The organism is Sphingobium aquiterrae (assembly GCF_037154135.1).
Lineage (GTDB): Bacteria > Pseudomonadota > Alphaproteobacteria > Sphingomonadales > Sphingomonadaceae > Sphingobium > Sphingobium aquiterrae.
This window is the reverse complement of record NZ_JBANFL010000005.1, coordinates 96180-108704: the sequence shown is the minus strand read 5'-3', so window position 1 is coordinate 108704 and position 12525 is coordinate 96180. Positions and strand designations below refer to the sequence as shown.

The 12525-nt window shown below is 65.6% G+C and carries 11 protein-coding genes; 3 read left to right on the top strand and 8 right to left on the bottom strand.

All coding sequences use genetic code 11. The annotated features are described in order from the left end of the window. Window positions 1-40: 40 nt before the first annotated feature. The 8 genes from WFP78_RS07010 to murI form a co-directional block, all read right to left on the bottom strand. The gene (locus WFP78_RS07010; RefSeq protein ID WP_336960136.1) at window positions 41-307 is read right to left on the bottom strand and encodes a hypothetical protein; all 267 of its coding nucleotides are present in this window, start codon (window positions 305-307) and stop codon (window positions 41-43) included. A 78-nt stretch (window positions 308-385) separates the two neighbouring features. Continuing rightward, window positions 386-1582: a type III PLP-dependent enzyme gene (locus WFP78_RS07005; protein WP_336960134.1), complete on the bottom strand. Its 1197-nt coding sequence runs from the start codon at window positions 1580-1582 to the stop codon at window positions 386-388. Between the two features lie 135 nt (window positions 1583-1717). Then, window positions 1718-2905, bottom strand: coding sequence for a carboxynorspermidine decarboxylase (locus WFP78_RS07000; protein WP_336960132.1), 1188 nt, complete (start codon window positions 2903-2905; stop codon window positions 1718-1720). A gap of 102 nt (window positions 2906-3007) precedes the next feature. Further along, window positions 3008-4228, bottom strand: coding sequence for a saccharopine dehydrogenase family protein (locus WFP78_RS06995; RefSeq protein WP_336960130.1), 1221 nt, complete (start codon window positions 4226-4228; stop codon window positions 3008-3010). Between the two features lie 182 nt (window positions 4229-4410). Beyond that, window positions 4411-5040 (bottom strand): EF-hand domain-containing protein, encoded by a 630-nt coding sequence (locus WFP78_RS06990; RefSeq protein ID WP_419722938.1) that lies wholly within the window; start codon window positions 5038-5040, stop codon window positions 4411-4413. Window positions 5041-5248: 208 nt separating this feature from the next. Continuing rightward, the gene (locus WFP78_RS06985; RefSeq protein ID WP_336960125.1) at window positions 5249-5680 is read right to left on the bottom strand and encodes a DUF2059 domain-containing protein; all 432 of its coding nucleotides are present in this window, start codon (window positions 5678-5680) and stop codon (window positions 5249-5251) included. Next, window positions 5680-6900: a 5-aminolevulinate synthase gene (gene hemA, locus WFP78_RS06980; protein ID WP_336960338.1), complete on the bottom strand. Its 1221-nt coding sequence runs from the start codon at window positions 6898-6900 to the stop codon at window positions 5680-5682. The genes WFP78_RS06985 and hemA overlap by 1 nt, the downstream gene beginning before the upstream one ends. Before the next feature lie 143 nt (window positions 6901-7043). Next, the gene (gene murI / locus WFP78_RS06975; protein ID WP_336960123.1) at window positions 7044-7847 is read right to left on the bottom strand and encodes a glutamate racemase; all 804 of its coding nucleotides are present in this window, start codon (window positions 7845-7847) and stop codon (window positions 7044-7046) included. Window positions 7848-8029: 182 nt separating this feature from the next. Between murI and plsY the strand changes: the two genes are divergently transcribed. The 3 genes from plsY (at window position 8030) to topA (ending at window position 12440) form a co-directional block, all read left to right on the top strand. Continuing rightward, window positions 8030-8659, top strand: a complete 630-nt coding sequence (gene plsY, locus WFP78_RS06970; RefSeq protein ID WP_336960121.1) for a glycerol-3-phosphate 1-O-acyltransferase PlsY — start codon at window positions 8030-8032, stop codon at window positions 8657-8659. Then, window positions 8656-9747 carry a DNA-processing protein DprA gene (dprA, locus tag WFP78_RS06965; protein ID WP_336960119.1) on the top strand — a complete coding sequence of 364 codons (1092 nt, stop codon included), beginning with the start codon at window positions 8656-8658 and terminating at the stop codon, window positions 9745-9747. Before plsY ends, dprA begins: the two co-directional genes overlap by 4 nt. A gap of 119 nt (window positions 9748-9866) precedes the next feature. Beyond that, complete coding sequence (gene topA / locus WFP78_RS06960; RefSeq protein ID WP_336960117.1) at window positions 9867-12440, top strand: type I DNA topoisomerase; 2574 nt, start codon at window positions 9867-9869, stop codon at window positions 12438-12440. Window positions 12441-12525: the final 85 nt, after the last annotated feature.

Below are 12525 nucleotides of genomic sequence, written 5' to 3'. Positions count from 1 at the left end.
GACTCGTCGGCTATGACGGCGTGCCGCTCCGGTGCGCCGACTAGCCCTGGGCCATGGCGGCATCCACCATGGCCGTCCAGATCGCTTCCACGCTCTCATGCGCCGATACGCCGGCAGGACTCTGCGCTGCGCTGGCCTCATGCCCGATGCGGCACTGGTCCGGACTTGGCGAACGGATGGCGAGAAGGGCGGCGCGGGCGTTTTCGCGATACATGCGGCGGAGCAGTTCCGCATCCGGATCGTCCCAGTCCCAGTCGGGCTGGACGGTATCGTACATGGCGCGCGCCGCGCGTTCGATCGGTGTCATGCCAAAGCCCTGTCAGACGAAATGGATCGCCCCGGCTGCGTTTCTTCCAGAACGCTGCCGGGGCGATCCATTTTCCGATTATTTCTTCAGCGTGACGACCACATTGCTGCGGCGCGGCTTGTCTTCGGCCTCACGGTACAGGCTCGCCATCGGCTCGTCGTCCACGGCGATCACCGCTTCGGCGGAAAAGCCGTTGAAGGCGGTGCGCATCGCGCAGCCATAGGCGCCCAGCATGCCGACCTCGATATAGTCGCCGGCCTTGATGTCGGCGGGCAGCATGAACGGGCCGGCCATGTGATCGGCATCGTCGCAGGTCGGGCCGTAGAAGCTGAACGCCTGCATCGGCGCTTCGCTGTCCTCCTCGCGCAGCAGCGCGACGGGGAAGCGCCAGCCGACATGGGCCGCATCATACAGCGCGCCATAGGCGCCGTCGTTGATGTAGAGTTCGTCGCCACGGCGGCGTTCCACGCGGACGATCAGCGAGCTATATTCCGCGCTCAGCGCCCGGCCGGGTTCGCACCACAGTTCCGACGAATAGCTGACCGGCAGGCTTTCGAACCCGCGATGGATCGCGTCGAAATACAGCTCCAGTGCCGGCGGTTCCATGCCGGGATAGACCGACGGGAAGCCGCCGCCGACATCGAGGATGTCGACCGTGACCGAAGCGTCGACAATCGCTGCGCGCACGCGCTCGATTGCCTGGGTGTAGGCATGGGGGCTCATCGCCTGGCTGCCGACATGGAAGCAGATGCCCAGCGCATCGGCCGCCTGGCGGGTGGCCATCAGCAATTCCCTGGTCTCGCCCGGCTCGGCGCCGAATTTCGAGGCAAGGCTGAGCATCGACATGTCGGAGGAGACGCGCAGGCGCACGCACAGCTCCAGGTCGGTTGCATTGCCGGTGGCGCGCATGATCTTTTCAAGCTCGTCCATCGTATCGAGCGAGAAGGTGCGCACGCCATGCACATGATAGGCTTCGGCAATCGCTTCCTCTGCCTTCACCGGATGCATGAAGCACAGTTTCGCCTCGGGCAGGGTCGCTGCCACCAGACGCACCTCGGTGATGGAGGCGACATCGTAATGCGTGATTCCGCTTTCCCACAGCACCTTCAACAGGTCGGGCGAGGGATTGGCCTTTACGGCATAAAGCGAGCGCCCCGGAAACTTCGTGGAGAAGAATCGGGCGGCGCGGGCCGCAGCCTGCGGGCGAATAAGCGTTACCGGTGCTGCCGGTTTGAGGGCAATTGCTACCCCCAGCGCGCTGGGATGCTCGTACAATTCAAGGGACCTCCAGTGTATTCAAGACTATCAAGCTGCCTTGCGGTGGAAGTCCCATGGGGCAGCGGGGGCTCGATATATGGGGTAGGGGCCCCCCTGTAAAGCGCTGCCGAAAAATTTCTTGTAACAGTAATGTCACGAAAGGCGGTGCTTGAAATCCTCATAGGAAAAGCGCCGAATCTCGCGCAATTCAGCGGTTTGGCTGTTCCACAGCCAGATGTCGGGCAATGGCACGCCGTTGAACATGGTCGTCTTGACCATGGAATAATGCGCCTGGTCGAGGAAGGCGATTCTGCCGCCCGGTTCAGCCGTGCCGGGAATGCGATAATCGCCGATGATGTCGCCGGCGAGGCAGGAGGGGCCGCCAAGGCGCACGACAGCGCCCTCAGAGGGCTCATGGAGCATCGCGGGGCGATAGGGCGCCTCGATCACGTCGGGCATGTGACAGGTCGCGGAAATGTCCGTGATCGCCACCGGCATGCCATTGTCGATCACGTCGAGAATCTCGCCGACAAGGATGCCGGCATCCAGCGCCATCGCCTCGCCGGGTTCCAGATACAGGTCGAGCCCGGTCTGCGCGCGAATCCCGCGCAGGAAGTCGACCAGCCTGTCGCGCTGATAGTCCGCGCGGGTGATATGGTGGCCGCCGCCGAAATTCAGCCATTTGAGCGCGGCGAAATACGGTGCGAGTCGCGACTCGATGGCCGCCCATGTGCGCTCCAGCGGCAGGAAGTCCTGCTCGCACAGCGAATGGAAATGCAGGCCGGAAACGCCCTCCAGATGTTCGGGGCGCAGCTGGTCGATCGGGAAGCCAAGGCGGCTATGTGGTTGGCAGGGGTCGTATTTCGCGACCTCGCCCTCGGCGTGCAGCGGATTGATCCGCAGGCCGATGTCGAACGTCTCGCCCGCCGCCCGCGCAGCCTCGATCTGCGGGCGGAAGCGCGCGATCTGATAGGGACTGTTGAAGATCACATGATCCGAGATGCGCAGGATTTCCGGCAGGTCCTCCGCCTTGTAGCCCGCGCAATAGGTCGCGACTTCCTTGTCACCGTTCGGGCCGGCATATGCCTCACGCCCTAGCCGCGCCTCATAGAGGCCGGACGCGCACACGCCGTCCAGATGCTCGGCCACCAGCGCGCCCAGCGACCACATGGAAAAGGCCTTGAGCGCGCCCAGGATGCGGATGCCCGCCCGATCGCGCACATCCTTCAGGATCAGCAGGTTGCGCTTCACCGCAGCCTCGTCGACGACGAAGCTGGGCGAGGGGACGCTGTAGAGATCGAAGCGCGCAAAGGCGCCGGGATCGCCGGCCTTGGTTTCCATATTGGTTCTCGTCATTCCCGCGAAGGCGGGAATCCATCTCCCGACGTCGCGACTGGGGCTATGGCAGGAGATGGGTCCCCGCCTTCGCGGGGATGACCAGAATCAGAAGTCGAGCGGCGCGTCCAGTTCCTTCACTTGCCAGGGCAGGCCGTGCAGGTTCAGCATGTCCATGAACGGATCGGGATCGAACTGCTCGATGTTGAACACGCCACCACCTTCTGCTTCCGGGGCCTTCCACGCGCCGGTCAGCATCATGGCCGCGCCGATCATCGCGGGGACGCCGGTGGTGTAGCTGACGGCTTGGTTGCCGGTCTCGGCATAGGCGTCTTCATGATCGCAGATATTGTAGACATAGACGGTCTTGGGCTTGCCGTCCTTCTCGCCGGTCGCGATGTCGCCGATATTGGTCTTGCCCTTGGTGGTCGAGCCGAGCGAGGAAGGCTCGGGCAGCACCGCTTTCAGGAACTGCAGCGGGATGATTTCCTGCCCGTTGTAGATCACCGGGTCGATCCGCGTCATGCCGACATTCTGCAGCACTTCGAGATGCTTGAGATAGGCGTCGCCAAAGGTCATCCAGAAGCGGATGCGCTTGATTTCGGGATAGAATTTGGCGAGCGACTCCAGTTCCTCATGATACATGAGGTACATGTTCTTCGGGCCGACCTGTTCGAAGTCGAACGCCTGCTTGTGCTTGAGCGCCGGGCCTTCCACCCACTTGCCGCCTTCCCAGTGACGCGACGGCGCGGTCACTTCGCGGATGTTGATCTCCGGGTTGAAGTTGGTGGCGAAATGCTGGCCATGGTCGCCGCCATTGCAATCGAGAATGTCGAGCGTGTCGATCCGGTCGAGCAGGTGCTTCTTGATGTAGCTGGCGAACACGCTGGTCACGCCGGGGTCGAAGCCCGAACCTAGCAGCGCCATGATGCCGGCGTCCTTGAAGCGCTCCTGATAGGCCCACTGCCAGCCATATTCGAACTTGGGCGTGTCGCGCGGCTCGTAATTGGCGGTGTCGAGATAATCCACCTTGGTCGCGAGGCACGCGTCCATGATGTTGAGATCCTGATAGGGCAGGACGAGGTTGACGACCAGCTTGGGCTGGACCTTCTCGATCAGCGCGATGGTCTGCGCAACGTCATCGGCATCCACCTGCGCCACGTCGATGGTGACGCCGGTGCGCGCCTTCACCGATTCGGCGACTTTCTCACAGCTGACGATACGGCGGCTGGCGAGGGTGATGTGCGAAAAGATGTCGCTGTTCATCGCCATCTTGTGCACCGCGACCGACCCGACGCCGCCCGCGCCGATGACAAGAACCTTGCTCAATTCCACTGCTCCATCTCTGACCGCGCCGACGCGCGAAAGCGCCCATATAGGGGCTCGTCATGACAGCGCAAAGTCAGAGTGAACGGTGCCGGCAAAGGAATGCGCCGGCGCGGGCCATCGCTCCAGCCCGCATCATGATGCGCGGGGGCCGGCGCAAGGCCCATAAAGAACCATAAGCAGCCTTACCGGTCGGCGGCTTCGCCATCGGAAGGTGGCGGCGGCATTTCATCGCGGGTCAGGACGCCGTCATGATTGGCGTCGCGATCGTCGAACAGGGCAAGCGCCGCTGCCGAGAACTCGGCATGGTCGATCATGCCGTCATCGTTGGAATCCTCGTAGCGCGGCATGCCGTTCGGAGGTGCCACGGGTTGCATCGCGGGACCGCGCTGCGCCATGCCGCCTTGCCCGGCCCGGCCGCGACCTTCGCCGGACGATGGCCCGCCGGCGCCGCGATGGCCCCCGCCAAAGCCCTCGCCGCCAAAACCACCACCGCCGCCGAAATCGCCGCCCTGGCCGCCGCCCGGCCCCCTGCGTCCGCGTCCCTGTTGCTGGCCGGCGGGGCGATCTCCACCGCCGCCGCTGTCGGGCGAAATATGCATCAACGCCCGCACCGGGATCAGCCCGTCGCCGTCCGGATCGCGCGCGGCGAAATCGCGATCGAGCCAGGCCGTCATTTCCGCGCGCGTCACCTTGCCGTCGCCATCGCTGTCCGCTGCGAGGATGCCGGCGGGAGGCGGCGGCGGGGGCGTTGCGGCATCGGCGCCGGTGTCGGCCGTCTGGGCAGTGGCAAGAAGGAGCAGCGGCAAGATCATCGTCGGCAAGGGTCTGGTCCTCGAATTATCATCGGCGCACTCCTGCGCAGCGCAGTTTGCCGGCATATTTCAATTCATGTCAGTATTTGGCGAAGGCTCGGACCGGCGCCTGCTTCGGGGGGATGATCCGATCGGGACATCGGGCCCGGTCGGCGCGCGGCGCGATCGGGCGGGGTGTCATGATGCAGCCCATGGTCGCCAGCAGTGGCTATTGGCACCCCTTGCCGGTGGCCTTGCAAAAGGCGGCCATGGTCTCGCCCTTGAAATCGACGGTGCCGACCAGATCCATGGTGGCCTTCATGACATCGGGGGTGGCCGCCTTCATGCGGGCGGCCGCGGGGCTTTCATAAAAGGCGACGAGCGTCTTCAGGTCGTCCTCGCCCAGCCGCTCGGCAAAGGCTCGCCCTTCGGCCTGCAGGATGCGATCCTGCCCCTTGCGGGCGATATCGGCGGCGGTGGCGCGCAATGTCGCCACATCTGCAGCCGACAATTCGGGATGCGCCGACACAAGCTCTTCGGTTTCCCTGGCGGCGACGGCGGGCAGCACGCTCGCAAGCGTGCCCGATCGGGCGAGCCTGATCCCCAGGGCTTCGGCCTGTGCGGTCGGCGCTGCAGCCAGCAGGAGCAGCGCCGCGATCATCACGCGGCCTTCCGCAACTCCAGTTCCAGCCGGTCCCAGATCTCGACCAGGGCATGCACCAGGCCGCGCATCATCGCTTCATCATGGGCGGGGCCGGGGGTGAAGCGCAGGCGCTCCGTGCCGCGCGGCACGGTGGGATAGTTGATCGGCTGCACATAGACGCCATATTCGGCGAGCAGGATGTCGCTGATCCGCTTGGCCTTCACCGGATCGCCCACCATCAGCGGGACGATATGGGTGGTGGACGGCATCACCGGCAGCCCGGCATCCGCCATCAGCTGCTTGAGGAGCGCGGCAGATGCCTGCTGGCCGTCGCGCTCGACGCTCGACTGCTTGAGGTGGCGCACGCTGGCCAGCACGCCCGCGACCAGCACCGGCGAGAGCGACGTCGTGAAGATGAAGCCCGGCGCATAGGAACGGATGACGTCGATGATCATCTGGTCCGCCGCGATATAGCCGCCCATCACGCCAAAGGCCTTGCCCAGCGTGCCCTCGATGATCGTCAGGCGATCGGCCACGCCGTCGCGCTCCGAAATGCCGCCGCCGCGTGGGCCGTACATGCCCACGGCATGGACTTCGTCCAGATAGGTGAGGGCATTGAATTCATCGGCCAGGTCGCAGAGTTCCGCGATCGGGGCGACGTCCCCGTCCATCGAATAGACGCTTTCGAACGCGATCAGCTTGGCCGCTTCGGGATCGGCGGCTTCCAGCAGCTCGCGCAGATGGGCGAGGTCATTATGGCGGAAGACCTGCTTCTCGCAGCCCGAATTGCGGATGCCCGCGATCATCGAGGCGTGGTTCAGCTCGTCCGAAAAGATGATGCAGCCCGGCAGCAGCTTCGCCAGCGTCGCCAGCGTCGCCTCGTTCGAGACATAGCCGGAGGTGAAGAGCAATGCACCTTCCTTGCCGTGCAGGTCGGCGAGTTCGCCCTCCAGATCGACATGGTAATGTGTGTTGCCGCCGATATTGCGGGTGCCGCCGGAGCCGGCGCCGACATCGTGCAGCGCTTCTTCCATGGCGGCGATCACCTTGGGATGCTGCCCCATGGCGAGATAATCGTTGGAACACCATACGGTGATCGGCTTAGGGCCATTGTGGCCGTGGAAGCAGCGCGCATTGGGGTATGCGCCCTTGTTGCGCAGGATATCGATAAAGACACGATACCGGCCTTCACTGTGCAGCCGCTCAATAGCTTGGCTGAAAACATGTTTATAGTTCACTGCGTCTGTCCGCATCGCCATGTCTTTCAATTCCGGCGCATTAGCCTCTGATGGCGCGCAATGCCAGTGATAACGGCTCGCAGACCATAAGTATTATCCCGATCACGCCCTGCGACATGGGCGATCGGGGCGATATGGGAACATCACAGGCCTTCGATCCGGCCAAGGCCATAGGCCGCCAGCGAGGGGCGCAGCGCCTCGATATCGGGATCGAGCCGGGTGAAGACGGCGATGCCGCCCTCGAACGCATCGGGCCATGGCTGGTTGCGGGTCAGGTGTACGACGCGCCGGGCGATGCCGCCGCCGCCATGCAGGAATTGCAGCGGCCGGGGCGAGACGGCTTCCAGTTCCGCCTGCACCAGCGGGAAGTGGGTGCAGGCCAGCACGACGACATCCATGCGGTCCCCGCCGGGCTGGTCGAACAGCCCGTCCAGCGCCTCCCGCGCGATGTCGAGGTCCAGCGGTTCGCCGCGCAGCTTGGCTTCGGCCAGCGCGACCAGCCCGGCGGAACCATGGCGCAGGATCAGGCAGTCGGCGCCATGATCGGCCGCCAGCCGGTCGACATAGGGCTGGCGCACGGTGGCTTCGGTGCCCAGCACGCCGATCACGCGGTCGATCGAGCGCAGCGCGGCGGGCTTGATCGCCGGCACGGTGCCGACGACGGGAATGTCGAGCGCCGCCCGCACCGCCGACAGCGCGATGGTGGAGGCGGTGTTGCAGGCGATGACCGCAAGCCGCGGCCGGTAACGCTCCACCAGCCGGCCCAGCAACGCGGGAACCCGCGCGGCGATCTCCGACTCGCTCTTGGTGCCATAGGGGTAGCCGGCGCGGTCGGCGGCATAGACCACCGGCGCGGTCGGCAGGAGCACGCGGGTGGGCGCCAGAATCGAAAGCCCGCCCACGCCGGAATCGAAGAACAGCAATGGAGCGGTGGGCGACAGCGTCATGATGGCCGGGCTTAGCGCAGATGCCGGGCCGGCAAAAGAGAGCATGATGGGGGCAGATGAGGGCACGCATGACGGGGCGCATGGCGGGATAGGGGGCATGCGTCGCGCGATCATGGCACGCTGCCCCTTTGCGCGGGCGGACGGCCCCCCTATGATCCGCGCCGTTGAACAAAGGGGATATCATGCAGATTCTGTGGTTTGTGCCGGCGCTGGTGCTCGTCATCGGCTATGTGCTCGGCTCGATCCCGTTCGGGTTGCTGCTAACGCGCATGGTGGGCGGCGGGGATCTGCGCGCCATCGGATCGGGCAATATCGGCGCGACCAATGTGCTGCGCACCGGGCGCAAGGGCGTCGCCGCGCTGACGCTGCTGCTGGACATGGGCAAGGGCGCGCTGGCCGTCGCCATCGGCGCACGGCTGCTGGATGGCGGCGGGACGATGTGCGGGGTGATGGCCTTTGTCGGCCATTGCTACCCCCTGTGGCTGCGCTTTGCCGGGGGTAAGGGCGTGGCGACGATGATGGGTGTCGTTCTGGCGCTCTATTGGCCCAGCGGGCTCGTCTTCGCGGCAGTGTGGATCGGCGCACTGCTGGCGCTGCGCTATTCCTCGGTCGGCGGCATGGCGGCGGCGATCAGCGCGCCGCTGGGGGTGCTTGCCATGGGTCGGATCGGGTTGCTGCCTGCCTTTCTGGCGATGGCGCTGATCGTGCTGTGGCGGCATCGCGCCAATATCGCGCGGCTGGTGGCCGGGACGGAACCCAGGGTCGGCAAGGGCAAGGCCGCCGGCACGCCATCGGCAACCCCGCCGGCATGACCTCGCTCACCAGGGATGGGCTGGACATGCTGCGCCTGATCCGCTCGGCGCAGATCGGCCCCGTCGCCTACAGGCAATTGCTTGCCCGCTTCGGATCGGCGGGCGCGGCATTGGCGGCCATCCCGGCACTGGCGGCGCGGGGCGGCGGGCGGGCGCCTCGCCTGGCGGACGAAGGCGCGGTATTGCGGGAAGTGGAGCGGACGCAGGCGCTGGGCGCGCGCTATCTGTTCCTGGGCGCGCCCGATTACCCGCCCCTGCTCAACCATATCGAGACGGCGCCCCCTGCGCTGATCGTCCGCGGCGATGCGGCCCTGGCCGGGCGGGCGACCGTCGGCATGGTCGGCGCGCGCAATGCTTCGGCGGCGGCCTGCCGCTTCGCGCGCATGCTGGCGCAGGATCTGGGCGCGCGCGGCGGGATCATCGTGTCGGGCCTGGCGCGCGGCATCGACACGGCCGCGCATATGGGGTCGCTCGGCAGCGGCACCATCGCCGTGATCGCCAGCGGCATCGACATCGCTTTCCCGCCGGAAAATGCGGCCCTGCAGGAGCGGATCGCGGCGGAGGGCCTGCTCATCACGGAGCAGGCGCCCGGCACGCAGCCGCTCGCCCGGCATTTCCCTTCGCGCAACCGGATCATCGCGGGCATCGCGGCGGGCACGGTGGTGGTGGAGGCCGCGCCGCGCTCGGGCTCGCTCATCACCGCCCGCCTTGCCGCCGAAGCGGGGCGCGAGGTGATGGCCGTGCCCGGCTCCCCGCTCGATCCGCGCGCGCAGGGCTGCAACCAGCTGATCCGCGAAGGGGCGACGCTCGTCCAGAATGCGGCCGACGTGATGGAAGCCATCGGCCCCATCGACCAGCGCATGGTGCGACAGGCCAGGGCCGGCTTCACCAGCGGCCCGGCCTTGCAGGATGCGGGCGAAAGCGAGCGTCGCGCGCTCGTGGCCCTGCTCGGGCCGGTGCCCGTGCCGGTCGATGAACTCATCCGCCAGTCCGGCCTGCCGCCCGCGCTGGTGCAGATGGTGCTTCTGGAACTGGAGCTGGCCAGCCGGCTTGAGCGTCATGCTGGTGCAAGAGTGAGCCTTATATGAGCGGAATATGCGCTGGGGACAGAACGTCTCTGGCAATAATCGTTCGAAGGCTTACTTGACGGCCTTCGAACACCCCCGCCAAACTCGCGCGTACGTGTGAGACTGATTTCGGAGCGTCAATGCAACTCGTCATCGTAGAATCCCCCGCCAAGGCGAAAACCATCGAGAAATATCTCGGAGGGGATTTTCATGTCCTCGCATCCTATGGCCATATTCGCGATCTGCCGGCCAAGGACGGCTCGGTCGATCCCGATGACGGCTTTGCGATGGCGTGGGAAAATTATGGCGACAAGGGCAAGCAGCTCAAGGCCATTACCGACGAGGCCAAGAAGGCTACGCGCCTGATCCTCGCGACTGACCCTGATCGCGAGGGGGAGGCGATCAGCTGGCATGTGCAGGAAGTGCTGCGCGCCAGGAAGGCGTTGCCGCAGAAAGTGGACCGCGTCACCTTCAACGCCATCACAAAACAGGCCGTCACCGAAGCGATGGCGCATCCGCGCGCGCTGGACGAAGACCTGATCGATGCCTATCGCGCCCGCCGCGCGCTGGACTATCTGGTGGGCTTCACGCTCTCTCCGGTGCTGTGGCGCAAGCTGCCCGGCGCCAAGTCGGCGGGCCGGGTGCAGTCCGTCGCGCTGCGCTTGGTGGTGGAGCGCGAGCGCGAGATCGAAAGCTTCACGCCGCAGGAATATTGGTCCGTCTCGGCCGAGATGGAGCAGGGCGGCGTTGCCTTCATGACACGCCTCGTCCGCTGGAAGGGCGAGAAGATCGATCGCCTGACGATCGGCAAGGAAGGCGATGCGATGGCCGCGAAAGCGACTGTCGAGGCCAGCCGCTTCACCGTCGAGCGGGTCGAGACCAAGCCCGTCACCCGCAATCCTCCGCCGCCTTTCACCACCTCCACCCTGCAGCAGGAGGCCGCGCGCAAGCTCGGTTTCTCCGCCAGCCATACGATGCGGATCGCGCAGCAGCTCTATGAGGACGGCGCGATCACCTATATGCGTACCGACGGCGTGCAGATGGACGGCAGCGCCATCAACGCCGCGCGCAAGGCGATCGCGGATCGCTATGATGGCGGCTATCTGCCCGACAAGCCGCGCCAGTACCAGACCAAGGCCAAGAATGCACAGGAAGCGCATGAAGCCATCCGCCCGACCGAATTTTCCCGCGACAAGCTGGGATCGGGCGATCATGCGCGGCTGTACGACCTCGTCTTCAAACGCGCATTGGCGAGCCAGATGGCCTCGGCCCGGATGGAGCGCACGACGGTCGATCTGGTCGACGGCACCGGACAGCACGCGCTGCGCGCAACCGGCCAGGTGGTGATCTTCCCCGGCTTCCTCGCGCTGTATGAGGAAGGCCGCGACGATAGCGACGATGAGGACGGCAAGCTGCTCCCCCGCCTGTCCGAAGGCGATGTGCCGGCGAAGAAGGCTGTCCATGCAGAGCAGCATTTCACCCAGCCGCCGCCGCGCTACAGCGAGGCAAGCCTGGTCAAGAAGCTGGAGGAGCTGGGCATCGGCCGCCCGTCCACCTATGCCTCGACCCTCCAGGTGCTGAAGGATCGCGACTATGTGCGGATCGAGAAGAATCGCTTCTTCGCCGAGGAGAGCGGGCGGCTGGTGACGGCCTTCCTCGAACGCTTCTTCGAGCGCTATGTGTCCTATGACTTCACGGCGGGGCTTGAAGACGAACTGGACGATATTTCCGGCGGCCGTGCCCAGTGGCAGGCGGTGCTGGAAGCCTTCTGGAAGGACTTCAAGCCCAAGACGGCGGAGGTGATGGAGCAGAAACCCTCCGATATCACCGCCGAGCTGGACAAGTTCCTTGAGCCGATGCTCTTCCCGCCCAAGGCCGACGGCAGCGATCCGCGCGCCTGCCCGCTCTGCGGCGACGGCAAGCTCAGCCTGCGCGGCGGCCGTTTCGGCGCGTTCATCGCCTGCTCCAACTATCCCGAGTGCAAATATACCCGCAAGTTCGGGCAGCCGGGCGCCAGCGAAAATGGCGGCGACAACGGGCCTGAGGGGATCGGCCAGCATCCCGAGACCGGACAGGACATCGTCCGCAAGTCTGGGCGCTTTGGCCCCTATATCGAGATGGGCGAGGGCAAGGAGGCCAAGCGCGGCTCGATCCCCAAGGATCTGCCCGATGGCGAGCTGACCCTGGATTGGGCGGTCAAGCTGCTCAGCCTGCCGCGTGAGGTGGGCCTGCACCCGGAAACGGGCCTGCCGATCGTTGCCAATATCGGTCGTTTCGGGCCGTATCTGCTGCATGACGGCAAATATGGCCGCCTGTCGAGCACCGCCGAGATTTTCGAGGTGGGCATGAACAGCGCGGTGGTGAAGCTTGCCGAGGCGGCCAATCGCGGCGCACGCGGCGGTGCCTCACGCGAACCGCTCAAGGTGCTGGGCAAGCATCCCCGGACCGAGGTGGAGATCAAGCTGATGGAAGGGCGCTACGGCCCTTATGTGACGGACGGCACCACCAACGCGACCCTGCCCAAGACGGTGGAAAAGGATGCGCTGACGCTGGAGGAAGCCGCGCAGCTGATCGACGCGCGCGCGGCGGCGGCACCGGCCAAGAAGGGCAAGAAGAAGCCGGCCGCGAAAAAGGCGCCGGCCAAGAAGGCGCCACCGAAAAAGGCGGCTGCTGCAAAGGCGCCCAAGAAGGCAAAGGGAACGGTGGAAGCCTGAACGCGCGATTATGCGGCCCGGACCGGCGGCGCTTTCATAGCGGGATGGAAATGGCGGAGGAGGTCAATGCCCCCTCCGCTCCCTC

What these genes read in the sequence shown, in the direction of transcription:
- topA (WP_336960117.1), top strand. Translation starts at nt 9,867, where the DNA reads ATGCAACTCGTCATCGTAGAATCCCCCGCCAAGGCGAAAACCATCGAG.
- WFP78_RS07000 (WP_336960132.1), bottom strand. Translation starts at nt 2,905, where the DNA reads ATGGAAACCAAGGCCGGCGATCCCGGCGCCTTTGCGCGCTTCGATCTC.
- dprA (WP_336960119.1), top strand. Translation starts at nt 8,656, where the DNA reads ATGACCTCGCTCACCAGGGATGGGCTGGACATGCTGCGCCTGATCCGC.
- WFP78_RS06985 (WP_336960125.1), bottom strand. Translation starts at nt 5,680, where the DNA reads ATGATCGCGGCGCTGCTCCTGCTGGCTGCAGCGCCGACCGCACAGGCC.
- plsY (WP_336960121.1), top strand. Translation starts at nt 8,030, where the DNA reads ATGCAGATTCTGTGGTTTGTGCCGGCGCTGGTGCTCGTCATCGGCTAT.
- murI (WP_336960123.1), bottom strand. Translation starts at nt 7,847, where the DNA reads ATGACGCTGTCGCCCACCGCTCCATTGCTGTTCTTCGATTCCGGCGTG.
- WFP78_RS07010 (WP_336960136.1), bottom strand. Translation starts at nt 307, where the DNA reads ATGACACCGATCGAACGCGCGGCGCGCGCCATGTACGATACCGTCCAG.
- WFP78_RS06990 (WP_419722938.1), bottom strand. Translation starts at nt 5,040, where the DNA reads ATGATCTTGCCGCTGCTCCTTCTTGCCACTGCCCAGACGGCCGACACC.